The sequence below is a fragment of the Kitasatospora indigofera genome (assembly GCF_014655955.1).
Lineage (GTDB): Bacteria > Actinomycetota > Actinomycetes > Streptomycetales > Streptomycetaceae > Kitasatospora > Kitasatospora indigofera.
On record NZ_BNBO01000049.1, the window covers coordinates 14,326 to 39,811 of the forward strand.

At 75.6% G+C, this 25,486-nt stretch carries 23 protein-coding genes and 1 pseudogene; 11 read left to right on the forward strand and 13 right to left on the reverse strand.

Features of this window, described 5'->3' with window-relative positions:
- The first annotated feature begins 1 nt into the window (after window position 1).
- The 3 genes from IE329_RS30460 to IE329_RS30470 all read left to right on the forward strand — a co-directional run bounded on the left by IE329_RS30460 (window position 2) and on the right by IE329_RS30470 (window position 2,776).
- Complete coding sequence (locus tag IE329_RS30460) at window positions 2-361, forward strand: DUF6204 family protein (protein ID WP_190214228.1); 360 nt, start codon at window positions 2-4, stop codon at window positions 359-361.
- 490 nt (window positions 362-851) lie between these two features.
- Window positions 852-2,342, forward strand: coding sequence for an APC family permease (locus tag IE329_RS30465; protein WP_190214229.1), 1,491 nt, complete (start codon window positions 852-854; stop codon window positions 2,340-2,342).
- Entirely contained in the window at window positions 2,339-2,776 is a 438-nt protein-coding gene (locus IE329_RS30470; protein ID WP_190214230.1) for a hypothetical protein, read from the forward strand. The genes IE329_RS30465 and IE329_RS30470 overlap by 4 nt, the downstream gene beginning before the upstream one ends.
- 120 nt (window positions 2,777-2,896) lie before the next feature.
- On the opposite strand, the gene IE329_RS30475 is transcribed toward IE329_RS30470, so the two are convergent.
- Entirely contained in the window at window positions 2,897-3,388 is a 492-nt protein-coding gene (locus IE329_RS30475; RefSeq protein WP_190214231.1) for a heme-degrading domain-containing protein, read from the reverse strand.
- Window positions 3,385-4,479 carry a Gfo/Idh/MocA family oxidoreductase gene (locus tag IE329_RS30480; protein WP_190214232.1) on the reverse strand — a complete coding sequence of 365 codons (1,095 nt, stop codon included), beginning with the start codon at window positions 4,477-4,479 and terminating at the stop codon, window positions 3,385-3,387. The genes IE329_RS30475 and IE329_RS30480 overlap by 4 nt, the downstream gene beginning before the upstream one ends.
- Window positions 4,480-4,548: 69 nt before the next feature.
- On the opposite strand from IE329_RS30480, the gene IE329_RS30485 reads away from it, so the two are divergent.
- Complete coding sequence (locus IE329_RS30485; RefSeq protein ID WP_190214233.1) at window positions 4,549-5,682, forward strand: ROK family protein; 1,134 nt, start codon at window positions 4,549-4,551, stop codon at window positions 5,680-5,682.
- 297 nt (window positions 5,683-5,979) lie between these two features.
- On the opposite strand, the gene IE329_RS30490 is transcribed toward IE329_RS30485, so the two are convergent.
- The 9 genes from IE329_RS30490 to IE329_RS30530 form a co-directional block, all read right to left on the reverse strand.
- Window positions 5,980-6,339 carry a peptidoglycan-binding domain-containing protein gene (locus IE329_RS30490; RefSeq protein ID WP_190214234.1) on the reverse strand — a complete coding sequence of 120 codons (360 nt, stop codon included), beginning with the start codon at window positions 6,337-6,339 and terminating at the stop codon, window positions 5,980-5,982.
- 79 nt (window positions 6,340-6,418) lie between these two features.
- Window positions 6,419-6,814 carry a peptidoglycan-binding domain-containing protein gene (locus tag IE329_RS30495; protein WP_190214235.1) on the reverse strand — a complete coding sequence of 132 codons (396 nt, stop codon included), beginning with the start codon at window positions 6,812-6,814 and terminating at the stop codon, window positions 6,419-6,421.
- 111 nt (window positions 6,815-6,925) lie between these two features.
- Window positions 6,926-8,011, reverse strand: coding sequence for a C40 family peptidase (locus IE329_RS30500; RefSeq protein WP_190214236.1), 1,086 nt, complete (start codon window positions 8,009-8,011; stop codon window positions 6,926-6,928).
- 232 nt (window positions 8,012-8,243) lie between these two features.
- Window positions 8,244-8,636: a peptidoglycan-binding domain-containing protein gene (locus IE329_RS30505; RefSeq protein ID WP_190214237.1), complete on the reverse strand. Its 393-nt coding sequence runs from the start codon at window positions 8,634-8,636 to the stop codon at window positions 8,244-8,246.
- A gap of 74 nt (window positions 8,637-8,710) precedes the next feature.
- Window positions 8,711-9,232, reverse strand: a complete 522-nt coding sequence (locus tag IE329_RS30510; RefSeq protein ID WP_190214238.1) for a peptidoglycan-binding protein — start codon at window positions 9,230-9,232, stop codon at window positions 8,711-8,713.
- Between the two features lie 80 nt (window positions 9,233-9,312).
- Window positions 9,313-9,678, reverse strand: coding sequence for a peptidoglycan-binding domain-containing protein (locus IE329_RS30515; protein ID WP_190214239.1), 366 nt, complete (start codon window positions 9,676-9,678; stop codon window positions 9,313-9,315).
- Window positions 9,679-10,051: 373 nt separating this feature from the next.
- The gene (locus tag IE329_RS30520) at window positions 10,052-12,247 is read right to left on the reverse strand and encodes an AfsR/SARP family transcriptional regulator (RefSeq protein ID WP_190214240.1); all 2,196 of its coding nucleotides are present in this window, start codon (window positions 12,245-12,247) and stop codon (window positions 10,052-10,054) included.
- A gap of 384 nt (window positions 12,248-12,631) precedes the next feature.
- Window positions 12,632-14,143, reverse strand: coding sequence for an oxidoreductase (locus IE329_RS30525; protein WP_190214241.1), 1,512 nt, complete (start codon window positions 14,141-14,143; stop codon window positions 12,632-12,634).
- Window positions 14,144-14,331: 188 nt separating this feature from the next.
- Window positions 14,332-15,015: an MBL fold metallo-hydrolase gene (locus IE329_RS30530; RefSeq protein WP_190214242.1), complete on the reverse strand. Its 684-nt coding sequence runs from the start codon at window positions 15,013-15,015 to the stop codon at window positions 14,332-14,334.
- A 165-nt stretch (window positions 15,016-15,180) separates the two neighbouring features.
- Here IE329_RS30530 and IE329_RS30535 point away from each other — a divergent pair, with 165 nt between their 5' ends.
- Together IE329_RS30535 and IE329_RS40970 are read left to right on the forward strand one after the other, a co-directional pair.
- On the forward strand, window positions 15,181-15,552 hold the full coding sequence (locus IE329_RS30535; protein WP_073922553.1) for a hypothetical protein: 372 nt from the start codon (window positions 15,181-15,183) through the stop codon (window positions 15,550-15,552).
- Window positions 15,552-15,887: pseudogene (locus IE329_RS40970) on the forward strand (ArsR/SmtB family transcription factor); the annotation flags it as partial. The gene IE329_RS30535 and the pseudogene IE329_RS40970, both read left to right, overlap by 1 nt.
- Before the next feature lie 297 nt (window positions 15,888-16,184).
- On the opposite strand, the gene IE329_RS30545 reads toward IE329_RS40970, so the two are convergent.
- The gene (locus IE329_RS30545) at window positions 16,185-16,745 is read right to left on the reverse strand and encodes a hypothetical protein (RefSeq protein WP_190214244.1); all 561 of its coding nucleotides are present in this window, start codon (window positions 16,743-16,745) and stop codon (window positions 16,185-16,187) included.
- 382 nt (window positions 16,746-17,127) lie between these two features.
- Between IE329_RS30545 and IE329_RS30550 the strand changes: the two genes are divergently transcribed.
- The gene (locus IE329_RS30550; protein ID WP_190214270.1) at window positions 17,128-18,261 is read left to right on the forward strand and encodes a lactate 2-monooxygenase; all 1,134 of its coding nucleotides are present in this window, start codon (window positions 17,128-17,130) and stop codon (window positions 18,259-18,261) included.
- A 160-nt stretch (window positions 18,262-18,421) separates the two neighbouring features.
- Here the strand turns inward: IE329_RS30550 and IE329_RS30555 are convergent, their stop codons facing one another.
- Window positions 18,422-20,965, reverse strand: coding sequence for a DUF7617 domain-containing protein (locus IE329_RS30555; protein ID WP_229927893.1), 2,544 nt, complete (start codon window positions 20,963-20,965; stop codon window positions 18,422-18,424).
- 566 nt (window positions 20,966-21,531) lie between these two features.
- Here IE329_RS30555 and IE329_RS30560 point away from each other — a divergent pair.
- The 4 genes from IE329_RS30560 (at window position 21,532) to IE329_RS30575 (ending at window position 25,372) form a co-directional block, all read left to right on the forward strand.
- Window positions 21,532-22,134, forward strand: a complete 603-nt coding sequence (locus IE329_RS30560) for a carbonic anhydrase (protein WP_190214245.1) — start codon at window positions 21,532-21,534, stop codon at window positions 22,132-22,134.
- 43 nt (window positions 22,135-22,177) lie between these two features.
- Window positions 22,178-23,683: a SulP family inorganic anion transporter gene (locus IE329_RS30565; protein ID WP_190214246.1), complete on the forward strand. Its 1,506-nt coding sequence runs from the start codon at window positions 22,178-22,180 to the stop codon at window positions 23,681-23,683.
- 133 nt (window positions 23,684-23,816) lie between these two features.
- Window positions 23,817-24,500, forward strand: a complete 684-nt coding sequence (locus IE329_RS30570) for a TetR family transcriptional regulator (RefSeq protein WP_229927894.1) — start codon at window positions 23,817-23,819, stop codon at window positions 24,498-24,500.
- Between the two features lie 92 nt (window positions 24,501-24,592).
- Window positions 24,593-25,372, forward strand: a complete 780-nt coding sequence (locus IE329_RS30575; protein ID WP_190214248.1) for an SDR family NAD(P)-dependent oxidoreductase — start codon at window positions 24,593-24,595, stop codon at window positions 25,370-25,372.
- Window positions 25,373-25,486: the final 114 nt, after the last annotated feature.

Below are 25,486 nucleotides of genomic sequence, written 5' to 3' on the forward strand. Positions count from 1 at the left end.
GATGAGCACACGCACCTTCCGTATCACCGTCCGCGGTGTCTTCGACGGGCTCGACGCCGGCCAGCGTGCCGAGCTTCTCGCCCGCGCCTCCGAGCACGACGTCCTCCAGGCCGCCTTCACGCCCGAGGGCCATCTCAGCTACGACCTCGCCGCGCGCCCGGCCTTCACCTTCCGCTTCCGCGACTCCGGCGAGGCGGAGGAGGACATCCTGGCGGCGACCGAACGCGCCGAGGGCGCGGCCCGGGCCTGGCTGTCCGAGCGCGGCTACGGCTGGAAGAGCCTCAGGTCCCAGGCGGAGGACCTCTCCCAGGCGCCGCTCGGCAAGCGGCAGCGCCGTGAGGCCGCCCGGCAGGACGGCTGACCCGGGGACGTACGCGCGCCGGGCATCCCGCGCCGGGCGTCCCGCGCCGGCCGGCGGGCGCCGCCCGGTGGCCGGCGCCCGGCGTTCCCGTCCCCCCGCAAGTCATCGGCCCGGCTCTGCCGCCGAGGCGGCCGGCCCCCGCCCGCCGCCCCCTGTCCGCCGCCCCCGCCCGGGACCTCCACGGGCCGTCAGGCGCCGTCGCGGGGGCCGCAGCCCCGCACAACGCCGGCTCCACCGGCCGCGCACCCCGGCCGGCTCGGACCCCGGCCGGCTCGGACCCCGGCCCTCCCGCGCGCCGGCCACAGCGCGCCCCCGGCCACAGCGCGCCCCCGGGCGTCCGGTACCCGAACGGCCCTGCGCGCGGACCGGCCCGCGTCCAAGGGGCCGTGCACCCGAACGGTCCATCGGCTGTGCGGTGGCTGCGTACGGTGATCAGCATGGAGGTCGTGGCGTGCTTCTCCGCGCGCGGCTTGCTATGAGGAGGTACCCGATGAGCGCTGGAGATGTACCGGCCGACGACTCCGGAAGGGCAGGCCGGGCCAAGGCGGCCAACCCCGTCCGGGCCGCGGCCGGCTCCCAGAAGATCACCTGGTTGACGCTGGCCCTGATGACGACCAGTTCGGTCGCGAGCCTGCGCGCCGCGCCCACCATGGCGGTGTACGGCCTCGCCTGCGTCTTCCTCTACCTGGTGCCGGCCATCGTGTTCCTGCTGCCCACCGCCCTGGTGTCGGCCGAGCTGGCCTCCGGCTGGAGCGGCGGTGTCTACAACTGGGTGGCGCAGGGGCTGTCGAAGCCACTGGCCTTCCTCGCCGTCTGGTGCCAGTTCGCCATGACGATCTTCTACTACCCCAGCCTGCTGGCCTTCGTGGCGAGCACCATCTCCTACGTGATCAACCCGGCGCTGGCCAGCAACGGCGTGTACACCGCGATCGTCATCGTGGTCCTGTACTGGACCGGCGTCTGGGTGTCCTCCCGGGGCACGAACGCCGTCGCGGGGCTGGCCTCCGGCGGCCTGATCATCGGCACGCTGATCCCCGGAGCGCTGCTGGTCCTGCTCGGCTTCGTCTTCCTGGGCCAGGGCAACGCCTCCGCCGCACCGATGACCGCCTCGCACATCCTCCCCGAGTGGACCGGCATCGCCAGCCTGGTGCTGATCGTGAACAACTTCCTCAGTTACTCCGGCATGGAGATGAACGCGGTCCACGTCAACAAGCTCCGCGACCCGGCCAAGGAGTTCCCGAAGTCGATGTTCCTGGCCATGGGCATGGTGCTGCTGATCTTCATCCTGCCGGCCCTGGCCATCAGCTGGGTCATCCCGGCCGACCAGCTCAGCCTCACCGCCGGCGTCATGCAGGCCTTCGACGCGTTCTTCCAGTACTTCCACATCGGCTGGCTGGTCCCGATCGTCGCGTTCGCGCTCTGCGCCGCCTCGCTCGGCGGCATGCTCACCTGGCTGGCCGGCCCCTCCAAGGGCCTGCTGCTGATCTCCCGCCAGGAGGGCTACCTGCCGCCGTTCCTGCAGCGGCTCAACAAGCACGGCGTCCAGCAGAACATCCTGGTCACCCAGGGCCTGCTCACCACGGTGATCGCCCTGCTGTACGCGCTGATCCCGAACGTGTCCAGCGTCTACTGGATCTTCTCGGTGATCACCACCCAGGTCTACCTGATCATGTATCTGCTGATGTTCCTGGCCGCCATCCAGCTGCGCCGCAAGCTGCCGGACCACCCGCGCGGCTACCGCGCCCCGATGCTCACCGTGCTGTGCGTGGTCGGCTTCGTCGCCTCTGCGCTGGCCATGGTGATCGGCTTCATCCCGTCCTCCCAGTTCGGCAACGGCAGCAACTGGGCGTACGTCGGCATCGTCGGCGGCGGGCTGCTGCTGCTCGGCGTGGTCATCCCCTTCGGCTTCCTGCGGGCGCGCAAACCCAGTTGGCGGCAGCCCGACGCGGACGCCGTGCCGGTGGACGGAGGCCTGGCATGAGCCCGACCCGGATGTGGTCCGAGCACCGCTGGATCTACATCGGTGCGATCGTGGTGCTGGTCGCCATGATGATCATCGGACTGTTCACCTACACCCAGCAGCGGAACACCAACGAGGCCTACCGCAAGGCGAACCAGCTGAACGACGCGCTCGTCGCCAACGGCTTCGCCGCGCGGAACCCGAACAACATCGCCAACACCCTGGGCACCGACGGCGGCCCGATCTGCGAGGACCCCAACTCGTCCCTGCGGCGGGGCCTGTGGCTCGTCCAGCTCGCCAACGGCGCGGGCGGCCCCGGCATGCGCCCGGTCATCGTGGACAAGCGGATCCTGGAGGCCGGCGCCGAGGTGATCAAGGTCTACTGCCCGGACGTGCTGGCCGGCTACCAGGAGAAGATCAACGACCTCAAGACCTCGGACACCGTCAACGACTGAGCCGGGCGGGCGGGGCCGGACCCGTCGAAGGTCCCGCCCGCCCGGCCCGGCCACGCCGACTCCGTCGACTTCGCGGACCCGTCCCGGCCCGCCGCCCGGCAGCACCTGCCGGGCGGCGGGTCAGACGGTTTCGAGACGCCGGTCCAGGTGCCGCTCCAGGGCGGTGACCACCAGGCGGTGGTCCTCGGCCTGCGGGAGGCCGGAGACGGCGACCGTGCCCACCACCCCGACGCCCTCCACGTGGACGGGGAAGGCACCGCCGTGGGCGGCGTAGGTGTCGGGGTCGAGCCTCGAATCCACCTCGAAGCTCTGCCCCTTGGCCGCGAAGCGCAGGCCGACCAGGTACGAGGAGCAGCCGTAGCGGTCCACCGTGCGGGCCTTGCGCAGGATCCAGGCGTCGTTGTCGGCCGAGCTGCCCGGCAGCGCGTAGTGGAAGAGCTGCTGGCCGTTGCGCCGGATGTCCACCACCACGGGTGCCTCCTCGGCGCGCGCCAGGCCCACCAGGAGGGTGCCGAGCAGCCAGGCGTCGTCGTTGTCGAAGTGCGGCAGGCGCAGCCGGCGTTCCTCGTCCTCGATCCGCTCGATCAGGACTTCGGCCTCGGCGGGGGTCATCGGGAGCTCCTTCCGGTCAGGGTGACGGTGCGGCCCTCGGCGGCCGAGCGGCGGGCGGCCTCCAGGACGGTCAGCGCGGCGACGGCGTCGCGCGGGTCGACCGGCGCCGGTGCGCCCTCGCGCAGGGAACGGACCACGCCGGCGTAGAAGGCCGGGTAGTCGCCGGGCAGCGAGGGGTGCCTGACGGCGCCGTCCGTGGTGCCGAGCAGGCCGTGCCCCGCCTCGGGGACCTCGCCCCAGCCCGGGCCCGGGCGCTCCCCGGCGCGCAGCGCGTCCTCCTGCGGGTCCATGTCGTCCACGGTGTACGCGGAGCGGTCGCCCAGGACGCGCAGGCGCGGCCCGAGCTGCCCGGCGAGGGCGCTCATCCACAGGTGCGAGCGGACCCCGCCGGCGTGGGTGAGCGCGACGAAGGCGTCGTCGTCCACGGCGGCGCCGGTGCGGCGGGCGTCCACCTCGGCGTACACCTGGACGGCGGGGCCGAAGAGGGTGAGCGCCTGGTCGATCAGGTGGCTGCCCAGGTCGTAGAGGATGCCGCCGGCGTCGGCCGGGTCGGCGGACTCGCGCCAGCCCTCCTTGAGCTCCGGGCGCCAGCGCTCGAAGCGGGACTCGTAGCGGTGCACGCTGCCGAGCGCGCCGTCGGCGATCAGCTGCCGGACGGTGCGGAAGTCGGCGTCCCAGCGGCGGTTCTGGAAGACGGTGAGCAGCAGGCCGCGGGCCTCGGCGAGCGCGACCAGCTCGGCGGCCTCGGCCGCGGTCGCGGCCAGCGGCTTGTCCACCACGACGGGCAGCCCGGCCTCCAGGGCGGCCCGGGCGAGCGGTACGTGGCTGCGGTTGGGGGAGGCGACGACCAGCAGGTCGACGGCGCCCGGGCCGGCCAGCAGCTGCTCGGCGGTGTCTACGGCGCGGGCCTGCGGGTGCTCCCGGCGGAGCTGCTCGCGCCGCTCGGGGTCGGCCGTGACCACGGCGTCCAGGCGGAGGCCGGGCGTGCCGGCGATGAGCGGGGCGTGGAAGGCCGCACCGGCCAGGCCGTAGCCGACCAGTCCGACGCGGAGGGCGGGGTGCCCGGTACCGGGGGTGCTCTCGGGGGTCATGCGATCCAGTTAAACAACACTGTTTCCTAAGTGCAAGCCCGGACGCCCCGGCCCAGGCAGAATGAGCCCATGACGACGCCCCCCGGCCCGGCCGGCCACAGCCGCCCGGCCGGCACCAACCTGGCCGGACTGCGCGACCACAACGCCGCCCTCGTCCTCGGCCTGCTCCGGGCCGCCCCGCAGGGCGGCAGCCGCGTCGAACTCGCCACCCGGACCGGCCTCACCCCCCAGGCCATCGGCAAGATCACCGCCCGGCTGCTCGCCGAAGGCATGATCGTGGAAGCCGGCCAGGCGGCCTCCACCGGCGGCAAGCCCCGCACCCTGCTCCGGCTGCGCGCCGAGGCCGCCTGCGCCGTCGGGGTCCACCTGGAGCGTGACGAGCTCACCGTCCTGCTGGTCGACCTCGCGGGCCGCCACCACCACGTCCACACCGAACCCGTGGACCGTGCCGTCACCCCCGCCGAGGCCGTCCGCCTGATCACCGCGCGGATCGGCCGGGCCGCCGCGGACCTGCCCGCCGGGGCGCGGCTGCTCGGGGCCGGGGTCGGCTGCCGGGGACCGCTCGACCACGCCGCCGGCGTCCTGCACTGGTTCACCCCGCCCGGCACCCGTGACCCGGCGGGCTGGGACCGTTACCCGCTGCGCGACGAACTCGCCGCCCGGCTGGACGGCCTGCCCGTCGTCGTCGACAAGGACACCAACACCGCCGCCCTGGCCGAGGCGCCGGCCATCCCGCGGCCCGTCGGCGGCCTCGCCTACGTCCACCTCGCCGCCGGCCTCGGGGCGGGCCTGCTCCTCGACGGCGCCCTGCACCGCGGCACCCGCACCAACGCCGGCGAGTTCGGGCACCAGACCGTGCAGATCGACGGGCCGCCGTGCGACTGCGGCAACCAAGGCTGCCTGGAGGTGCTCTGCCTCGCCGAACTGCGCCGCGGCGACCACGCCGCCGCCGCCCGGCTGCTCGGCGTGGGCGTCGCCAACCTCGTCCGGCTGCTGGACATCGACCGGGTGGTGCTCGGCGGGCGGGCCGTCCTGTCCGCCCCCCAGGTCTACCTCGCCGGCGTCACCGCACAGATCGAGGCCCGGATCCCGGACCCCGACTGGCAGCCCGTCCCGGTCTCCGTCAGCACCGCGGGCCGGCTGGCCGTCGCCGTGGGCGCCGCCGAACTCGTCCTCGGCCCGCTGTTCGGCCGCCGGACCTGACGGCACCCGAGGGCGGCGCGCCGTGCGGGCGGAGGCGCCGGGCGGGGAGCAGGACGCGGCCGGGCCCGCCGCCCGAGCCCGGGAGGCGCCGGACGGCCGACGGCCCGGTCCCACCACCCCACGGGGAGCGGTCGGACCGGGCCGATCGGTGCGGTCGGGTCCGGTCGGGTCGTGCAGTAGGGGCCGCCGTACTGGAGCAGGTGCTCGCCCGTCATCCGCCCGACGATGCCGTCCGGCCCGGGGCGCGGCCGTGGCCGTGGCCGTGGCGTCGGCCGGTCCGGGCCGGACGGCGGACGGTCAGCAGGGGATGTAGCCGCCGTAGTTGCTCCAGTGGTCCAGCGCGGCCCAGGTCTTCGGGCCGACGATGCCGTCCTTGTCGAGGTGGGCGCAGCCCTGGAACCTGACCACGGCGTTGTAGGTCAGCCCGCCGAACTTGCCGTCCTCCGCCAGGCCGGTGTTCGCCATCGCGGAGTTCAGCTCGCACTGCAGGGCCTGGACCGGGGCCCCGCCGTCGCCGAAGCTCAGCTCGGGTTCCTGGGTGGACCAGTGGCCGCAGTTCGTCGGGCTGGTCGCGGCGGTCGCCGGGGCGGCGCTCGCGAGGGCCAGGGCGGCGAACAGGGCGGCGACGGTGCCGAGGGCGGCGGACTTCTTGCTCATCGGTGTGCTCTTCTTCGTTCGGGGGTGCGGGTGGTGGGGCGCGGCGGCCGGGTGGGCCCGGCCGCCGCCGCGCCGGGGATCAGGTGGTGTGGGAGATCAGCAGCTGCCAGGTGAGCGGGCCCGCGACGCCGTCGGCGGACAGGTTGTAGGAGGCCTGGATGCGGCGCAGCGCGGAGTCGGTGCGGGGGCCGAACTGGCCGTCGACGAAGTCGCCGTTGCCCCACTCGTAGTCGGTCAGGCCGAAGGCGGCCAGGTCCTCCTGCAGCTCCCGGACGCAGACGCCGCCGGCGCCCTGGCGCAGGTACACGTTCGGAATGGTCCAGCCGCCGTTCGGCGAGGTGCGGGTGCCGACGGCGTTGAAGCAGGCGGAGCGAGAGGTGGTGGCCTGGGCCGGGGAGGCGACGACGACGCCGGCGGTGAGGGCGACCAGGCTCAGGGCCGCGAGGGAGCGGGCGGAGCGGGTGACGCGGGACATGCGGGAGACTCCTTCTGTTGACAGGGGATCCGTGGAACGGCCGGCAACGGCGGGGGCGATGTCCTGCCGCGCCGGAGGCAGGGAGCCGGGTGGCGGTGGGCCGGCCCGGGCTCAGCTGTAGTGGTAGTAGCCGATCAGCGCCGAGTGGGCCGAGACCGGCTCGGCGGACACGAACCGCCCGGTGGCGGGCGCGTTGATCATGGTGGGCACGCCGCCGGGTGCGCCGGTGTAGATGCCGACGTGCGCCGGGTTGGTGGCGCTCGCACCGAAGAAGACCAGGTCGCCGGGGATGGCCGCGCCCTGCGCGACCGGGTGGAAGCGGGGGTTGGCGATCTGGTTGTCGGTGATCTGGCCGATGTCGCCGACGCCGGCCTGCCAGTACACCCAGCGGGTCAGACCGGAGCAGTCCAGGCCCACCGTGTGGTCGGCGGGGCAGGGCGTGACGACACCGGTGTAGCCGTCGCAGGTGCCGGTCGAGGGACCGGTCGAGCCGTCGTGGCCGCCGCCCCAGACGTAGGGCAGGTAGGAGTTGAGGGCGGCGTCGGCGAAGTCGACCACCGCGGCGTACCGGCCCGCCCCCCGGTCGGCGGGGGCGGCCGGCACCGGCTCGCCGTACAGCCCGGCCTTGGTGGCGGGGCCGACCAGGCCGTCCGGGCCCAGGCCGTTCGCGGACTGGAAACTCTTGACGGCGGCCAGGGTGGCGGGTCCGAAGTCCCCGTCGACGGTCAGCGAGGCGCCGCGGCCGTTCAGCCGGCGTTGCAGCTCGGTCACGCAGCCGTCCCGCTCGCCCTGGCGGACCATCACGGCGCAGTGCGGCGAGGTGAGCCGGACGGCGGCGGCCGGCGAGGCGTACAGGGCGCTCTTGGTGGCGGCGCCGGCCTGGCCGTCGACGGTCAGGCCCACGGCGGACTGGAAGCCCTTGACCGCGACCGTGGTGGTCGGCCCGAAGTCCCCGTCGGCCACGATGCTGGCGCCGTGGGTGTCCAGCAGGTTCTGCAGCTCGGTGACGCAGCCGTCCTGCTCGCCCTGGGCCATCACGGCGGGGCAGGAGGCCGAGGTGAGCGGGACGGCGGCGGGCGCGGCCTGCGCGGCGCCGGTGCTGCCCGCGAGCAGGCAGCAGGCCGCGGCCACCGCGGTGAGCAGCGCGCCCGGGCGGCGGAGCCGGTGCGGTCGGGGGAGCGGAAGGGTCACGGGCATGGGTCTTCTCCGGTCGGTCGGGAGCGGGACGGGCCCGACCGGCGTGCGGCGGGCGGGCAGGCGGGCAGGCGGGCAGCGTGGAGCCGGGCGTGGAACCGGCGCGCCCCCGCGGAACGGCGGGGGGCGCGCCGGCGTCCGTGCGCGGCGGGGGTCCGCGCACCCGGTGGTGCGTGCCGCACCGGTCTCGGTCGGCGGGGCGGTCCGGGCGTGCCGGGGGCCGGCCCGCCGCGATTCAGTCGGTCAGCCCGGAGTCGCTGGGTATGTGGGCGAAGCAGGAGCCCGAGGTGCCGCCGTAGCCGGGGTCGCCCCGGTAGAGGAGGTTGTCCCCGGTGAAGGGACCGACGATCCCGTCCGGCGTGACCCCCACGAAGCTCTGGAACCACTGGACCTGGGCCTTGGTCCTGGGCCCCCAGAGCTTGTCCTCGGCCACCGTGGCGCGGCCCTGCTGCCTGGCCACGTGGTTGGCCAGGTGCTGCACGCACCAGACCCCTTGCGGGGTGTTGGGGTAGCCGTCGCCGATCCAGGCGGCACCCGACGAGGCGCCCGCGGTGCCCGTCGACAGAGTGGCGGCCAGGGCGGCCGCACCGGCGACCGCGAAGCCCCGGCGCCAGAACCTCTCGCGCATGTCTCTCCTCCCGGTCCTGACGACCGATGGTGGGGCGGCCCCGAAGGCTGGGACCGCCGGGGGCGAACGGTGGCTCAGCAGCCGTCCGGGTAGGCGTAGTCGGCCTGGGTGAAGCCCCTGACGGGGCCACGGAAGCCGTAGGCCCCGCTGGTGGTGTTGCGGACGAAGTAGACGGTGCGCGCCTCGTCGGCGAAGCCGACGATCCCGTCGGAGGACAGGAACAGCCGCCCGCCGGCCTTGCCGAAGGTCTGGCCGCCCACCGCACCGTCGGACGTCACCCCGTGGTTCGACTGCCACTGCCGGGTCGCGCTGTCCGTCCCGTTGCCGAACTTGCAGTCCACACCCGACTCGGAGAGGTAGCCGTCCGCGTAGAGGACCATCTGCCACAGCCCGGCGGCGCCGCTGTGGTAGTGCTGGGTGGCGGACAGCACGCCTTCGTCGTTCCAGTCGTCGCCCACGGCGTCGAAGCCGTTGACGTATCCCTGGCCGACGGCCGCCTGGGCGCCGGGGGCGGTGGTCAGCACGCCGGTGACGGCCAGGGCGAGGGCGAGGAGTGTCGTCGTGGCGCCCGTCCGGACGCCCTTCCTGCTGCTCATGGGTGGTCCTTCTCTCTGCGAGGTCTGTCGGTCCGGGCATCGCCCGAGGTGGTGCCGTGCCTCCCCCCCCGGGGGCGCCGTCAGCAGTTGAGCTGCGACTCCGCGGGGAGGTAGCTCGCCCCGTCGAGCCGGCCCCAGGTCTTCGGGCCGACGATCCCGTCCTGCTTCAGGCCCGTGCAGCCCTGGAACTTGACGACGGCGTTGTAGGTGAGGCCGCCGAAGACGCCGTCCACGGTGAGGTGCGTGTTGGCGATGTCCTCGTTCAGCTGGCACTGCAGGGCCATCACCGCGGGGCCGGTGTCGCCGTAGCTCAGCTGCGGCTCGCTGGTGGTGTAGCCCTTGCCGCAGTACTGCGAGGCGGTGGCGGCCGAGGCGGCGGGGGCGGCGGTGAGGCCGACGCCGGCCAGGAGGGCGGCGGCGCCCAGAGCGGCGAACTGCTTGCGCATCAGGGAGTTCTCTTTCGTTGGCGACGACGGCGTACGGGGAGGAGCGGCGTCCGTCGTGCCGGTCGGTGGCGGTCGGTGGAGCGGCGGTCGACCGCGGCCGGACGTGCCGTGTCCGCGGTCGACCGGGGTGCGACGGAGGGCAGTCGGGCGCCGGGCCGGCATCACGCGGTCCTCCGGCGATGGGGGAGTGCCCGTCGGCAGCACGTCCCCGCCCGCTGCACGCCCACTCTCGCACCGGCGTCTTCCCGGGCCCCTCCCGTTCTCTTCCCGCCTTCTTCGCGGATCCTTCCCGGCCCTTCCCCGGTCCGTCGCCCCGTGGCCGGGCCGCCCCGGGCGTCCGCCTTCGGCCCGGCCCCCGCTGCCTCCGGGCCGGTCAGCCGACGGCGCGCAGGCCCGCGGCCCCGTCGGTGACGCGCCGGTCGTCCCGGTAGGCGGTGAGGGGCACGGCCGGGGCAGCCGCGGGCGGGCGGCCGGGGAAGAGCAGGGCGTCGGCCTCGACGAGACCGCCCAGGTACCAGTCGGTGACGCGTTCGACCGCCGCCCGGCGGGCCGCCTCGGACTCCTCGGCGGCCGCCCGCTCCGCGGCGAAGAGGCGCAACAGGTCGTGCAGCCGGTAGTGGGCGGGGGCGGGCGACTCCAGCAGGCCGGCGTCCACGAGGTGTTCCAGCACCTCGTCGGCCTGCCGCGGGGACAGGTCCAGGAGGGCCGCCGCGGCGGGCCGGCTGATCACGGAACCGGGCGCGATGCCCAGCAGCCGGAACGCCCGGGCCGGGTCGGGAGCCCGCCCGCGGCCGCCCGGCGCGGCGAGCCGGCGGTAGCTGGTCTCGAAGCAGGTGCGGACGGCGAGGTCGTCGATGCGCAGTTCGTCGAGCCTGCGACCGTGGTCGCCGAGCCGGGCGGACATCGCGGCCACCGTCCAGTGGCGCCGCACGGTGAGGCGGGCGGCGACGATGCGCAGGGCCAGCGGCAGGCCCGCGCAGGCGGCCAGGACCTCGGCGGTGGCCTCCGGTTCGGCGGCGGCCCGCCGGGGGCCGAGGGCACCGGCGAACAGGGTGTGGGCCTCGGTGTCGTCGAGTCGTTCGAGGTCCACCCGGTGGGCGCCGACCAGGCCGGCGAGCTTGCTGCGACCGGTGACCACCACCGCGCACCGGCCGGAGCCGGGCAGCAGCGGGCGGATCTGGGTGGCGTCCCGGGCGTCGTCCAGCACCACCAGCAGGCGCCGGTGCGCGAGCACGCTCCGGTACAGGGCCGCACGGTCCTCCGCCGCCGCGGGGACGGCGCCGGCGGGCACGCCGAGGGCCCGCAGGAAGCCGGCCAGCACCTCGGCGGGCGCTGCGGGCACCCGCTCACCGCCGCGCAGGTCGGCGTGGAGCTGCCCGTCCGGGAAGAGCCCGGCGGCCCGGTGGGCGGCGTGCAGGGCCAGCTCGGTCTTGCCGATCCCGCCGGGCCCGGTGACCGCGCAGACCCGCAGACCCGGCCCGCCCGCCTGTCCGGCGGCCTGCCGCAGCTGGTCCTGGAGCTCCCCGAGCTCGGCGCACCGGCCGGCGAAGTCCGCTACCGCCGGCGGTAGTTGGGCCGGACGGAACTGGGGGGCGACGGAGCGGGGCGAGGGACCGGGGGCCGCCGGCGGGTCGAGGGCCGGGGAGGGCCCCGGGGCCTGCGACGGGCCCGTACCCGGCGACGGGACGACGGGCTGCCGCTCCGGCGGCCCGGCCGGGATCGCGGCCGACTCCCGGGGCCCGGTGCGGGGGGCGCCGAGGAGCGCCGGGTCACCCCGCAGGACGGCGCTCTCCAGGTCGCCGATGGCCCGGCCGGGATCGAGGCCGTACTCCTCACCGAGCCGCCGGCGCACCCGGCGGACCACTGCCAGCGCGTCGGTCTGCCGCCCGCTGCGGTACAGCGCCAGGACCAGGCGCTCGGCGATCCCCTCCCGGGTCGGGTAGCGGTCGAGCACCGCACCCAGCTCGGGCACCAGCTCCTGATGGCGCCCCAGCGACAGCTCCAGGTCGGCGAGCAACTCCTGCGCCGCGAAGCGCTCTTCCTCCAGGTGCGCGCGGGCGGCCCCGGCGAACGGGGCCTCCAGCCCGGCGAGCGCCGTCCCGCGCCAGAGGCTCAGCCCCTCGCGCAGCGCCGACGCGGCCCCGGCCCGGTCGCCGTCGCAGGCCAGCCGGCGTGCCCCGTCCACGCCCTGCCGGAACCGTACGACGTCGACCGTCGCCCCTTCGGTGAGCAGGCAGTAGCCGCCGTTGCGGGAGACCAGCGGCTGGGAGCCGCCGGCGCGGAGGGTCTTGCGCAACTCCGAGACCGCCGCATGGACCCGGCCGCGTGCGGTGGCCACCGGATTCTCGCCCCACACGGCGTCCACGAGCTGCTCGGTGGTCACCAGCCGGTCGGCGTGCAGCAGCAGCCAGGTGAGGACGGCGCGGTGGCGCGGGCGTTCCAGCGCGGCCGGCCGGCCCCCGTGACGCACCTCCAGGGCGCCCAGGATTCCGTACCGCCACACCTCGGCGGCGGGCCCGCCCGGGTGCTCGTCAGGACACCCGGCCGTCCGGTTCACGGTCGTACTCATCGCGATGATCAACCCCCAGGGATATCGCGCAGCGGATCTTCAACCGACGGACCGTAAACTAACTTTCGACACCAACGGATTCTTAACGTCTCAACAACACCGGTCCGGGGTCTCCCGTCGCTCCGCGCCCGGACGGGGCTGTGGCCGGGCCCGTCCGGCTGCCGCGGGCCGCCGCGGGCCGCTGATCGGCGGAGGGTGCGCCGGGTTCGGGCCCCCGGGACGGCCGAGCGCGCCGCCCGCGCAAGGCCCGCGGACGGACCCGCCGCGGTGGCGGCACGGGTCGGTCCGTACGTACGCCGGTCCACCCGCCGTACGCCTGCCTGCCCGCCTGTCCGTCCGTACGCCTGCCCGTCCGTACGCCCGTACGCCGGTCCGTCCGTCCCGTCAGGCCCGGTTGAGCGAGCGGGTGACGCCCGCCAGGACGGCGGTGGTGAGCAGCCAGCCGGCGCCGATCAGGCCGTAGCCGAGCCACTGGTGGTAGCCGGTCCAGTACCAGGCGGTGCGCTGCCCGAACCCGCCGATCGGGACCAGCAGGTCCAGGGTGTAGACGAACGGGTTGAAGGGCGCGCCCTGGCCGGGCTGGACCGGCGAGGGCGCGCCGCGCCCGAACACCGTCGTGCCGGCCGCCACCAGGCCGAGCAGCCACAGGCCCGCCTGCCAGGGGCGGTACCCGTAGCCGACCGTGACGTCCAGCAGCAGCCCCCAGGCCCGGCCCAGCGGGCTCAGGGTGCGCCGGCGCCGGCGCTGCTTGGCGAGCAGCACCCGGCGGGCGTCGTCGTCGTGGCCGATCTTCCGGTACCAGGCGGCGAGTTGCTCGTAGGGCTGCGGCGCGTAGCCCGGCAGCGCGTCGAGCCAGTCGAGGCGGGCGGCCACGCCGTCCGCGCCCTGGCCGCCCGGCGGCAGCTGGAGGGAGCCGTAGACGAACCCGTCGAGACGGGTGTCGGCGGGCCAGCTGTGCTCGTTGTCGTGCAGCACGGCGGCCTGCGCCTCGTGCAGGACCACGGCGCCCACCGGCGCCGTGGCGGTGGTGAGTTGGAGATCGCCGACGCGCAGCCGGGTGGCGTCCAGGGAGACCGGGCCGCCGGTGAGCCGGGCGCCGTCCAGGGAGAGCCGGCTGCGGACGGTCGCACCGGGCAGCCGGATCGCGCCGTTCGTGGTGAAGCCCTCGCTGAGCATCATGGTGGAGGCGGTGAGGTCCTCGCCGCTGAGCGCGTCCCCGCCGGGGTTGTCGACGGTGGCGCGCTCCATGAACAGTCCGCCGTTGAACTGGGCGCCGACCAGGCGCAGTCCGCCGCGTGCGGTGAAGCCGTGACGGGCGAAGCAGCCGCCGTCCATGACCAGGCCGCCGGCCCACAGGGCCCAGATCCCGGCGGCCCGGGTCGCGTCGTCCGCGGCCTCGACGCCGAGCAGCTCACGGGCGGTGAGGCGGACGCCGCTGAGCCGCAGCTCGCCGGTGATGTGCGCGCGGGTGAGGGTCAGCCGGCCCTCGATCGTCGAGTCCTGGAAGAAGAGGTTGCCGTCGACCTGGAGCAGCCAGCCGTCCAGGCCTGGTATCCAGCAGTCGATGAGGCCGGTGGAGCGCATCGAGGCGCCCCGCAGCACCACGGGCCGTTCGAACCGGCAGCCCTCCAGGGTGAGCGTGCCGCCGACGGTGCTGTCGGCGAGGTCGAGCTCTCCGGTGATCAGCGCTCCCGCGAGCCGCAGCCGGCCCGCCGAGCCGCCGAGCAGCAACGCCCGGAGCACCTCGGCCCGTACGGTCCGTTCCTCGCCCCAGCCGGCGCCGGCCCGCGGGTCGTCCGGCCCGGCGGAGCCGCTGCGCAGGTCGACCAGGGTGCCGGCCGCGAAGCCGTCCCACACCCGCTGCTCCGGCCCGCTCAACTCCGTGTACGTCAGCACCCCGTGCCTCCCCCTGCGTCTCCCCGGCCCCGGAGCACCCTAGCGCCCGGGCGGGCGGGCCGGGCCCGCGGGTGATCGGAACCGCGTCGGGCCGGCGGGCGGCGGCCGGTCGGCGAGGGCGAGGGGCGGGTCTTGAGGCGGAGCGAGGGGCGGGGCCAGGGGGCGGGGTGAGGTCTCGCCGGCCGTCGTCACCGGGTGTGCGCGGCGGCGTCCGCGGCGGCGGTGCGGAGGGCGGCCGCCGCGCCGGTGACGACCGGGTCGCCGTGTCCGAAGACCGCCGATTCGACCTTGAGTTCCGCGAGCCGGTGCAGGGACTCGACGGCCGCGGCCCGGTCGGTGTTGAAGACGCCCAGCATGGTCCGGCCGACGTTGGCGACCGCGTCGCCGGTGAACAGCAGCCGGGGGCCCGGCAGATGGAGCGCGATCGACCCGTCCGTGTGGCCGGGCACCCCCACCACCACGGCCCCGCCGCCGAACTCCAGGACGTCGCCCGCCTCCACCTCCCGGTCCACCGGGCACGGCGGAGCCGGCGGCAGCGGCGGCAGGGCGGCCCGGATCGGGATCTCGAAGTCCTCCAGCACCGGCGGCGCCCCCGCCGTGCGCCCCCGGACGACGGGGGCCTCCAGGCGGTGCGCCACCACCTCCGCCCCGTGCCGGGTGGCCAGCTCGGCGGCCGAACCGGTGTGGTCCTCGTGCCAGTGGGTGAGGACGATCCGGCGGAGCGGGCCGTCCAGCAGCGTCTCGATCTCCGCCGCGCGGTCCGCCGTCCCGGTGTCCACCAGGGTGAGTTCGCGGCCGTCCCGCCAGAGGTAGGCGGCGCCGACGGGGAAGCGCAGCATGCGCAGGCCGGGCAGTACTTCGATCACGTCCATGCCCGTCATCCTGCGCGGGCCGGCCGGGCGTCATGCCACTGTTCGCTGACGGCTCATCCAGTGCGGGGGCCATCCTCCCGGGCAAAGTACCGCACCGGATCCATGAATTGCGGACTTTTGCAATTTACATGATGCACAGTCAGTTCAAGGGCTAGCGTTGCGGTCATGGCACACACAGACGTTGCGTTGAAGGAAGCGATGATGATCGAGGGCGCGATCGGCGTCGCCCTCGTGGACGTGGGCAGCGGCATGGCCCTCGGCACCCTGGGCGGCGACCGTGACTTCGACCTGGCCGTCGCCGCCGCGGGGAACACCGACCTGGTCCGCGCGAAGGCCCGCACGATGGAGATGCTGGGGCTCAAGGACTCCATCGAGGACATCCTGGTGACGCTCACCAACCAGTACCACCTGATCCGGCCGCTGACCTCCCGCAACGGCAGCGGGCTCTTCCTCTACCTGGCGCTCGACCGAAACCGCGCGAACCTCGCGATGGCCCGCCGCCGGCTGCAGCTGGTCGAGAGCGAGCTGGAGGTCTGATGCCGCAGCCCCCGCTCTACCAGGTCAAGGCCGAGTTCTTCCGGATGCTCGGCCACCCGGTGCGGATCCGCGTGCTGGAGCTGCTGCAGGGCGGCCCGCTCCCGGTGCGGGCCCTGCTGGCCGACATCGGGGTCGAGCCGTCGAACCTCTCGCAGCAGCTGGCCGTCCTGCGGCGCTCGGGCATAGTCGTCTCCCACCGCGAGGGGACGGTGGTGCTCTACGCCCTGGCCGGCGGGGACGTCGCCGACTTCCTGCGCTCCGCCCGGCGGATCCTGACCGTGCTGCTCTCCGACCGCGAGGGCGTGCTGGAGCAGCTCCGGGAGGAAGGGGTCCCCGGTGAGGGTCAGGCGGACGTCCCCGCCGGACCGGTCGTGGGCCTGGCGGTGACGTCCCATGCCGGTGCGGACGATTCGGGCCCGGACGGTCCGGACGTGGACGGTCCTGGGGCGCACGGCCCGGAGGCGCACGGCCCGGGCGCCCACTGCTTCACCACGAGCCTGCCGGGGGTGGACGGGCCCGGCGTGGACGGGTCGGTCCCCGTCGGTGCGGCCGGCGCCCGCGACTGACCGCGGGCAGGCCGCGGGGCTCCGCGGCCCCGGTCCGGGGTCACCCCTCGGGGGCACCGCCCCGGACTACGGCCCGGGCCCCGGCCGGCGCCGCAGCGACCGGCTCCACCACCGGCGGCAGCCGGACACCGTCGCCTTCAGCGCGGCCGCCGGACCGTCCGGAGCGGCGGCCGGGCGGCCGCCCGTCCGGCTCAGCCACACCATCGCGAGGGGATCGGCCGGGCCCGCCGCCACCCAGGACGGCCGGTAGGGCGCCCGCAGCCGCGCGGCGGCGGAGGCCTGCGCGGCGGACGGCTGCGGGGCCGGGGGCTGAGCGTCAGGGGGTTGCGCGGTCGGGGACTGCGCGGTCGGGGGCCCGGCCGAAGGAGGCTGTCCGGCCGGGCGGCGGTCCGGTCCGGAGGGCCGCCCCCGACGAGCGCCGCCGACGACCCACCACGTCGGTGCGCCGTGCACCCGGTAGCCGCGTCGCAGGCGGAAGAAGTACGCCAGCGCGGCCGGAGCCGCCGCCGCCACCTCGGTCATCTCCTCGTCCGGATCACGGGGGCGGGTGAAGCAGGTCCAGCTGCAGCAGGAGAAGGGGTTCCACGGAACCTGGCGCCCGCAGCCCTCGCAGGTCATCGTCGGCACGGCTGCGCACCTCCCGGGCCTGGGGCCGTCCTCGCTTCCACCGTACTCGCACCCGCCCGGCCCCGAGGGGACGGCGGGCCGCGGACCGCCGCCCCGGGCGGTCCGGGGCGGTCGGGCGTCCGGAGCCGTTCTGGGCGAGCCGACGGGGGAGCGGGCTTGCCGGTGATCGTCGGCGGCGTCCGCCCGGCGTCGCGTCCGGCCCGCGCGGCGTCCGCCCGGCGCGGCCGCCGGTCCTTGACGGAGCCGGTGGGCGCTTGCAGGCTACCTCTCGCACGGGATCACCCGCCGTGCCCATCCGCCTCGGGAGACAGCCTTGACGCAGGAAGCGCCGCACCCGCCCGGAAACTACGGCGACCACCAGCTCGGCATCTACCTGAACGGCATGTTCGCCGACCGGACCCCTGACCTGACGACCGATCTGGCCGCCCTGGAGGACCAGGCCCGCGCCGCCCTCGCGCCGGAGGCGCTCGGCTACGTGGTGCCGAGCGCGGGCAGCGGGGCCACCGCCCGGGCCAACCGGGAGGCCTTCGACCGCTGGCGGATCGTGCCGCGGGTGCTCCGCAGCGGCGCGCGGCGCGACCTGAGCTGCGAGGTTCTCGGCACCTCGATGCCGGCGCCGCTGCTGATCGCCCCGATGGGGGTGCAGACCCTGGCCCACCCGGACGGCGAGCTGGCCACCGTGCGCGCGGCGGCCGCGCTGGGCGTGCCCTACGTCCACTCCACCCAGGCCGCGCACTCCTTCGAGCAGATCGCCGAGGCCGGCGGGGACGCCCCGCGCTGGTACCAGCTCTACTGGCCGACCGACCGCGAGGTCTGCCTGAGCTTCCTGGAGCGGGCGAAGGCCACCGGCTTCTCGACCCTGGTGCTCACCCTCGACACGCCCATGCTCGGCTGGCGGCCCGCCGACCTGAACCGCGGGTTCCTGCCCTTCCTGCGCAACGTCGGCATCGCCAACTACCTCACCGACCCGGCCTTCCTCGCCAAGCTCGACAAGCCGGTCGCGGAGGACCCGGGGGCCGCCGCGCTGCACTGGGCGAAGATGTTCCCCAACCCCGGCCTGAGCTGGGCGGACCTGCCCTTCCTCCGGGAGCACTGGGACGGGCCGATCCTGCTCAAGGGGATCAGCGCCGCCGAGGACGCCCGGCTCGCCGCCGACCACGGGATGGACGGCGTGGTGGTGTCCAACCACGGCGGGCGGCAGGTGGACGGCGCGATCGGCGCGCTGGACGCCCTGCCCGCCGTCGCGGACGCCGTCGGCGACCGGATCGCCGTGCTCTTCGACTCCGGGGTGCGCACCGGAGCCGACACGGTCAAGGCCCTCGCGCTCGGCGCCCGGGCCGTCCTGCTCGGCCGCCCCGTGCTCTACGGGCTGGCCCTGGCCGGGCAGGAGGGCGTCGACCACGTGCTGCGCTGCCTGCTCGCCGAACTGGACCTCACCCTCGCGCTGTCCGGGTACGTCAGTCACCGCGGGCTGAGCCGGGAGTCGCTGGCCTGCGCCCAGCGGTCGGCCCCCTAGGCCAGGCCCCGACGGCGGGCCCCTACGCCAGGCCCCGAGGCCTCGCCCCGGGGCCAGGTCCCGAGCCGGTGGCCCGGACCTCGACGGTCCGGGCCACCGGCCCCACGCGGGCGATCGCGACCGGCCCCCGGGGAGGCCTTCCCCCGGGGGCCGGTCCCGGTCACTCCCGGCCGGGCGCCGCCAGGATGCACAGCAGGGAGCAGGCCACCGCCGAGGACGGCGCGGTCGTGGTCGGGGCGGTGCCGGCGGGCGAGTTCGCGGGGACGAAGCTCGCGGTCGCGGTGTTCTTCAGCGGCAGCGCCAGCAGGAACGAGTCGCAGTGGATCCGGCGGCTGCTCCCGGCCGCCAGGGTGAAGGTCCCGGCGGCCTTGCGGCACCCGGGCGTCACGGCGTCGTTGACGGTCACCGACACCGCGTCCACCGGCCCCGCGTTGGTCACGGTGATCCGCCAGTAGGCGGTGCCGAGCAGGCTGAGCAGGCCCACCGGGCTGCTCTTGGCCCAGGGACCCGGGCCGTCCGGCCCGCAGTCGTGCGGGTGGCCGGACGCGCAGATCTCCTTCTCCACGCTCACGACCGGCCGGCAGCCGGGGCCGGGGGCGACGGCGGTGGTCACGGTGTTGGAGGTGAGGGACCCGGTCGCGTCGGTACCGGTCGCGGTGTTGGTGAGGGCCGTGGTCGCGCAGTCCGGCGTGACCGTGGTGCGGAAGCAGATCTGCGGTGCGTCGCCCTGGTACTCGACCACCAGGGCCGGGTGGTTGTCGGCGGTGAAGTCGCCGGCCGCGGTCAGCACCAGCTGCACCGTGACGGTGATCGCGGGATGGGCCGCGACGGGGACGCCCGACAGGTCGACCGTGCCGGACCCGGTGAGGGCCGGGGTCGCGACCGGGGTGCCGTCCGGGTCGGTGACGACCACGCGGGAGGCCGCCAGGTCGACATGGGAGAGGTCGATGTCCGTGAGCCGGGCCCGGGTGTACGCCTGCACGTGGCCGGAGCCGCCGTCGCAGTAGAAGTCGGCCGGCTTGAGCGTGACGGCGGCGCCGCTGTGCACGCAGGGGGAGGCGCCGGTGGCGGGGTCGAGGGAGAACAGGACGCCGGCGTCGCCGAGGCCGATCAGGCACCGGGTGGTGGCGTCGTAGGCGTAGCCGTAGTCACGGGTGCTGCCGCCGTTGACGCCGGGGTGGAGCGCGGGCACCGGGAAGCCGGCGCACGGGGCGTCGTGCGTCCAGTCGTGGCAGACCGTCGCCCCCGGTACGCCGCCGCCCCAGACGGGGAACCAGCTGCGGGTCACCCCGTCCGCGGTGACCGCCTCCGGGTTGAAGGTCAGCACACCGCCGCCCAGCGCGGCGAGGGTGGCCGGCGCGGTGCGCGCCGAGCCGTCCAGGCCGTAGCAGGTGGTGAGCAGGGCCGGGCCGCCGACGGTGGTGGTGCAGACGCCGTCGGGCCGGCCGGCGGTGTCGTAGGCGGTGTACGCGTTGTAGGTGTAGTAGCCGGCGTTCGGGCCGGCCGGGTGCGGTGAGTCCCAGCCCGCGCAGACGGCCCGGGCGGTGGTGTCGAAGCAGCCCAGCACGGGCGGGCCGGAGGCCGTGGAGCCGCCGCTCTGCGGGGAGGAGGACGCGAAGATCCTGTCCCCGACGACGGTCAGCGCGCCGAGGTAGAGGGCGGTGGGTGTGCTGGGCAGGTCGTGGTTGGGGACGACGACCGGCGCGTACGGCTGGCCGGCGCACGGGGTGCGGTGGGCCAGCGAGAGGCAGAGGACCTGCCCGGTGGTGGCGACGCCGTAGAGGCTGCCGCCGGCGGCGACCAGGCCGGCCAGGCTGTTGGTGCTGCCGGGCGAGCCGCCGGTGCTCTGCAGGGCCACGAAGCCGCAGTTGGCCCGCGCGTCGAGGTCCAGGCAGCCCACCCCCACCGCGCCCGCGGTGACGGCGGGGTAGTACAGCAGGCCCGGGCGCTCGGGGTCGAGCACGTACTGCGGTGTCAGGGGACTGCCGATGTCACCGGTGTTGCCCGCGCCCAGCGGGCCGACGGTGGTGTTCAGCGGCCGCGGCCAGGGGCCGCCGGCGCACGGCAGGCCGGTCGACAGGCTGCTGCAGACGACCTGCCGGGCGGTGGGGCCGGCGTGGTGGTAGATGTTCCACGACTCGACCTCCCCGGAGGCCGTCCGGTGGAGGATCGGGGTGAATCCGTCGCCGCCGGTGGACTGCGCGGTCGGCCGGACGGGGGCGAGCAGCGGCGCGGAGAGGCCGGTGCCGCCGCTGCGCGCCGTGGGGTTCTGGGCCCGGACGGCGGCGGTGGCCGCGCCCGGGTCGGTGGCCGTCCAGGAGGTGCCGTCGGTGGACCAGGACGGCGTCCAGCCGGGCGGGACGTGCAGGGAGCCGGGGAGGTAGGCCTGGGCGCTCCCGGCGCCGGTGACGGGGTCGGTGACCGTGGCCGGTGCGGCGGCGTCGCCGGGGGCGGCGTTCTCGTACCGGACGGTCCAGTTGACGGTGTCCCCGTGGTCGACCGGGACGGCCCCGGGGTGGGTGACGTTCTGGACGCTCTTGACCAGCGTGGACGCCGCTGCGGCGGGCGCGCCGTCGGCGGTCGCCGCGGCGGCGCCGGGGGCGGTGTTCCCCAGGCCGAGCAGGAGGAGGGCGGCGGTGAGGGCGGCGGCCGTGACGGCGCGCAGCGGGCGGATCGGAACGGGCGGACGCGGGCTTCTCAGCACTGGTTCTCCACCTCAGGTCGCCAGGCGGGCTGACGGTTCGTCAACCCGCGCTTCCGATCACGCTAGGTCGTGCGGAGAGCATCACAGGGGGCATTTTTTCGTATTGGTCATGTCATGACCGAAGTTGACTGAACTGTCGGGGGTCCGCTCGCGTGACGGCCGGGCGCTTCCGGCGGGCCGGCCCGGCCCGGTCGCGCGCGCTCCCGGGGTGCCGGGCCGGGTTGGCGGGCCGGAAGCGCCGCCCCATGGGCCTTGCTCCCGGCGGGCGTTCGGCCCGTTCCGGAACACAGGCTTCCGCCCGGGCGCCAGCACGGGGCGGTAACAAGATGTTAACCGGACCAGCACAGGTTCCTCCCAGGCACGGGTTTTGCCTTTCGGATACCCATGCTTTACTGACGCTTGACGAAGCATCAGGTCACCGGCAGGTCACCGACGGTCATCGGCGCGCGGCCCTGCCGCGCCCGGCGGCCGGTCAGGGGCCCGGGGCCGGTGCCGACGACCACTGCCCCGATCCGACCGCCCGCCCCCGCCGTCCACGGCGAGGAGGCAGAAGGAGGCACCCCCTCATGGAACCGCTGATCGACCGCGCCCGGGCCTTCCCGCAGCGCGCCGGCCGGTCCGGCCGCGAGCTCGACGGCCTCGCCACCGGCCAGTCGCCGCAAGCGCTCTTCATCACCTGCTCGGACTCCCGGGTGGTGCCGGCCCTGATCACCGGGGCCGACCCCGGCGACCTGTTCGAACTGCGCACCGCCGGCAACATCGTCCCGCCGTACCGCGCCGACGCCGCCGCCGGCGAGACCGCCACCATCGAGTACGCCGTCGAAGCCCTCGGTGTGCGGGACGTCGTGGTGTGCGGCCACTCGCACTGCGGGGCGGTCGGCGCGGTGGTCCGCGGCGACGATCTCAGCGTGACGCCCGCCGTCCGGTCCTGGCTGCGCAACGCCGACCGCGGCGTGCTGCTGGCCGACGGGACGGACGTCTTCGACCCGACCGTGGCCGGTCCGGTGCAACGCCACGTCCTCGCCCAGCTGGACCAGTTGCGCGGCTATCCGGGCATCGCCCGGAGGCTGCTCGACGGCCGGGTCCGGCTGCACGGCTGGTTCTACGAGGTCCACACCGGGCTGGTGCTCGCGCACCGGGCCGACTCCGGGCACTTCCTCCCGCTGTGACCCGGCCCCTGCCCTCCGTCCACTCCGTCGAACCGAGGACCTGATGATCCGTCGTCCCGCCCTCCGGCCCCCCGTCGGCCGCTCGTCCGGCGCGGACCGGCTCGCCCGCCTGCGAGCCGATCTCCCCGCCTCGCTCGTCGTCTTCCTGGTCGCGCTGCCGCTCTGCGTCGGGGTCGCCGTCGCCTCCGGCGTCCCGGCCGAACTCGGCCTGCTCACCGGCATCGTCGGCGGGCTGCTCACCGGGCTGCTGCCGGGCAGCAGCCTCCAGGTGTCCGGACCGGCCGCGGGGCTCACCGTCCTGGTGTTCGCCGCCGTGCAGGAGCACGGGCTCGCCACCCTCGGCGTGATCACCGCCGCCGCCGGGCTGCTCCAGGTCGCCATGGGCGCCCTGCGGCTCGGGCGGCTGTTCCGCGCGATCTCGGTCTCGGTCGTCCAGGGCATGCTGGCGGGGATCGGCCTGGTGCTGATCTCCGGCCAGCTCTACGCCCTGGCCGACGCCGAGGCACCCGGCAGCGGACTCGGCAAGCTCGCCGGCTTACCCGGCCTGCTCGCCTCCACCGCGGCCTCGCCGCGGGCGCTCACGGCCGGCGCGATCGGCATCGGCACCGTCGCCGTCCTGGTGCTCTGGCCCAGACTGCCCGCCCGGGTCCGGGTCGTCCCCGCGCCGCTGGCCGCCGTCGCCGCGGCCACCGCCGTCACCGCGCTGCTCGACCTCTCCGTCGGCAAGGTCCAGGTCGCCGGCCTGGCCGGGGTGGTCGACCTGCCCGGCGGCGCGGACCTCGCGGCGCTCGGCGAGGGCGCCGTCCTCGGCACGGTGCTCGCCTTCGCCCTGATCGCGTCCGCCGAGAGCCTGTTCAGCGCCGCGGCGGTGGACCGCCTGCACGACGGCCCGCGCACGCACTACGACCGGGAGCTGATGGCCCAGGGCGTCGGCAACACCGTCTGCGGCGTGCTCGGGGCGCTCCCGATGACCGCCGTCATCGTGCGCAGCGCGGCCAACGTCCAGGCCGGGGCGCGGACCAAGGCCTCCCGGGTGCTGCACGGCCTCTGGCTGCTGCTGTTCGCCGCGTTCTTCCCCGCCGCCCTCTCGGTCATCCCGCTCGCCGCGCTGGCCGGCGTCCTGGTGCACGCCGGGGCCAAGCTGGTGCCGGCCAAGGCGCTCGTCCCGCTGTGGCGGGAGCACCGCGGGGAGGCCCTGATCCTGGTGGTCACGGCGGTCGCCGTGGTGGTGACCAACCTCTTCGAGGGCGTGCTGCTCGGCCTGCTGCTCTCGGTGCTGAAGAGCGCCTGGGACACCTCGCACCTCCAGGTGGACGTCGACGAGCGCGCGGACGGGGTCCGGGTGACGCTGGCCGGCAACGCCACCTTCCTGCGGCTGCCCCGGCTCCTGGACGCGCTGGAGCAACTGCCCACCGGCCGGATCGTCCAGCTGGACCTGACCGGCCTGCGCCATCTCGACCACGCCTGCCGGAGCGCCCTGGAGACCTGGGAGGAACGCCACAACCGGGTGGGGGAGGCGGTCGTCGTCCGGGTTCCGGCCGGGGTCTGACGGCGGCCGGCCGCCGGGTCGGACCATGATCCGCGGCGCGGCGCCCGTCGACGGCGGGTGCCGGGCCGTCCCCCTTTTTGTCCCGCCGGGACTCATGTCCCAGTGGGACATTTCCGGGTGTACGGTGGACGGCGTGAGCATCGAGAAGGCAGCAGACCCCGAGCGGTCCGGGGCGACGGAGCAGGCACCCGCCGGACGGCGCGCCCGCAAGGCGCTCCGGACCAGGGAGTCGCTGGCCGCCGCCGCGCTCCGGCTGGTGCTGGAACGGGGCCTGGCGGCGGTGTCCGTCGAGGACGTCACCGACCTGGCCGACGTCTCCCGGCGCACCTTCAGCCGGTACTTCCCGTCCCGCGAGGACGCCGTGCTGGACTGCCTGCGGGCCGACTTCGCCCGGATCAACGCGGCGCTGGCCGCCCGCCCGGCCGACGAGAGCCCGCTGACCGCCTACCGGGCGGCGCTGCGGGTCTGGCTGACGGACGAGCACGATCCCGCCTGGCACCGGCGCCCGGGCGTGCGCGAGCTGTTCGGGCTGATCGCCGAGGAGCCGACGCTGACCGCCGCCTACCGGCGGATCTGCGTCGACGAGGAGGAGACCTCCGTCCGGATCGCCGCCGGCCGGCTGGGCCTGGACGCCGGGCGCGACCTGCGCCCCGCCGTCGCCGTCGGCCTCGGCGTGGCCGCCCTCCAGGCCGCCTCCCGCGCGTGGGTCCGGCACCCCGGGACCGGCCCGGCCGGCGCCCCCGGCCTGCCGGAACTCGTCGAGGAGGCCTTCGCCCTGCTCGCCGCCGAGCCGCCACCGGACGGCCCGGACGTGTGACCCCGCGCGCCCGGACGCCTGACCCCACGCGCCCGAAGCGTGACCCCGCGCGCCCACCCCCGCGCGCACCCGCAAGGAAAGGACGTACCGCCATGACCGCGACCGCGGACATCACCGACTACACCCGGGAGTTCACCGGACGGGTGGCCCTGATCACCGGCGGGGCCTCCGGCATCGGCCTGGCCGTGGCCCGCCGGCTGGCGGCCGGCGGCGCCGCCGTCGCGGTCGCCGACCACGACCTCGAAGGCGCCCGCAAGGCCGCCGCCGGCCTCGCCGCCGACGGCGCCCGCACCCTGGCCGTCGAGGTGGACGTCACCGACCCCGAGTCGGTGCGCACGGCCGTCCGGGCGACCGTCGACGGCCTCGGCGCCCTGCACCTGGCCGTCAACAACGCCGGCATCGCCGGCCCGTCCGCCCCCACCGGGGACTACCAGCCCGCGGACTGGCGCCGGGTACTGGCCACCAACCTCGACGGGGTCTTCTACTCGCTGCACCACGAGCTGCCCGCCATCCTGGCCTCCGGCGGCGGCGCGGTGGTCAACATGGCCTCCATCCTCGGCACCAACGGCTTCGCCGGCTCGCCCGCCTACGCGGCCGCCAAGCACGGCGTGGTCGGCCTCACCAAGACCGCCGCGCTCGAATACGCCGCGCGCGGCGTGCGGATCAACGCCGTCGGCCCGGGGTTCATCGACACCCCGCTGCTGCGCGACGCCGACCCCGCGGCCCGGGACGCCCTGGTCGCGCTGCACCCGGCCGGCCGGCTCGGCCGGGCCGAGGAGGTGGCCGAGCTGACCGCCTTCCTGCTCTCGGACCGGGCCTCCTTCGTCCACGGCAGCTACCACCTGGTGGACGGCGCCTACGCGGCCCGCTGACCGCCGACCCCCTGACCGCCCGCCCGTGGACGGACGGACGTCACGGGCGGGGGCGGGGGCGGGGGCGGGGGGAGAGACCCGGGGGGCCGGGGGCCGCACCGCAGAGGAGAAACG

Bases quoted from the DNA above. Each gene is read 5' to 3' on its own strand.
- IE329_RS30530 (WP_190214242.1), bottom strand. From the start codon at position 15,015: ATGGACGTGATCGAAGTACTGCCCGGCCTGCGCATGCTGCGCTTCCCC.
- IE329_RS30460 (WP_190214228.1), top strand. From the start codon at position 2: ATGAGCACACGCACCTTCCGTATCACCGTCCGCGGTGTCTTCGACGGG.
- IE329_RS30560 (WP_190214245.1), top strand. From the start codon at position 21,532: ATGGAACCGCTGATCGACCGCGCCCGGGCCTTCCCGCAGCGCGCCGGC.
- IE329_RS30515 (WP_190214239.1), bottom strand. From the start codon at position 9,678: ATGCGCAAGCAGTTCGCCGCTCTGGGCGCCGCCGCCCTCCTGGCCGGC.
- IE329_RS30495 (WP_190214235.1), bottom strand. From the start codon at position 6,814: ATGTCCCGCGTCACCCGCTCCGCCCGCTCCCTCGCGGCCCTGAGCCTG.
- IE329_RS30510 (WP_190214238.1), bottom strand. From the start codon at position 9,232: ATGAGCAGCAGGAAGGGCGTCCGGACGGGCGCCACGACGACACTCCTC.
- IE329_RS30480 (WP_190214232.1), bottom strand. From the start codon at position 4,479: ATGACCCCCGAGAGCACCCCCGGTACCGGGCACCCCGCCCTCCGCGTC.
- IE329_RS30520 (WP_190214240.1), bottom strand. From the start codon at position 12,247: ATGAGTACGACCGTGAACCGGACGGCCGGGTGTCCTGACGAGCACCCG.
- IE329_RS30505 (WP_190214237.1), bottom strand. From the start codon at position 8,636: ATGCGCGAGAGGTTCTGGCGCCGGGGCTTCGCGGTCGCCGGTGCGGCC.
- IE329_RS30465 (WP_190214229.1), top strand. From the start codon at position 852: ATGAGCGCTGGAGATGTACCGGCCGACGACTCCGGAAGGGCAGGCCGG.
- IE329_RS30500 (WP_190214236.1), bottom strand. From the start codon at position 8,011: ATGCCCGTGACCCTTCCGCTCCCCCGACCGCACCGGCTCCGCCGCCCG.
- IE329_RS30470 (WP_190214230.1), top strand. From the start codon at position 2,339: ATGAGCCCGACCCGGATGTGGTCCGAGCACCGCTGGATCTACATCGGT.
- IE329_RS30490 (WP_190214234.1), bottom strand. From the start codon at position 6,339: ATGAGCAAGAAGTCCGCCGCCCTCGGCACCGTCGCCGCCCTGTTCGCC.
- IE329_RS30575 (WP_190214248.1), top strand. From the start codon at position 24,593: ATGACCGCGACCGCGGACATCACCGACTACACCCGGGAGTTCACCGGA.
- IE329_RS30565 (WP_190214246.1), top strand. From the start codon at position 22,178: ATGATCCGTCGTCCCGCCCTCCGGCCCCCCGTCGGCCGCTCGTCCGGC.
- IE329_RS30475 (WP_190214231.1), bottom strand. From the start codon at position 3,388: ATGACCCCCGCCGAGGCCGAAGTCCTGATCGAGCGGATCGAGGACGAG.
- IE329_RS30485 (WP_190214233.1), top strand. From the start codon at position 4,549: ATGACGACGCCCCCCGGCCCGGCCGGCCACAGCCGCCCGGCCGGCACC.
- IE329_RS30550 (WP_190214270.1), top strand. From the start codon at position 17,128: ATGTTCGCCGACCGGACCCCTGACCTGACGACCGATCTGGCCGCCCTG.
- IE329_RS30535 (WP_073922553.1), top strand. From the start codon at position 15,181: ATGGCACACACAGACGTTGCGTTGAAGGAAGCGATGATGATCGAGGGC.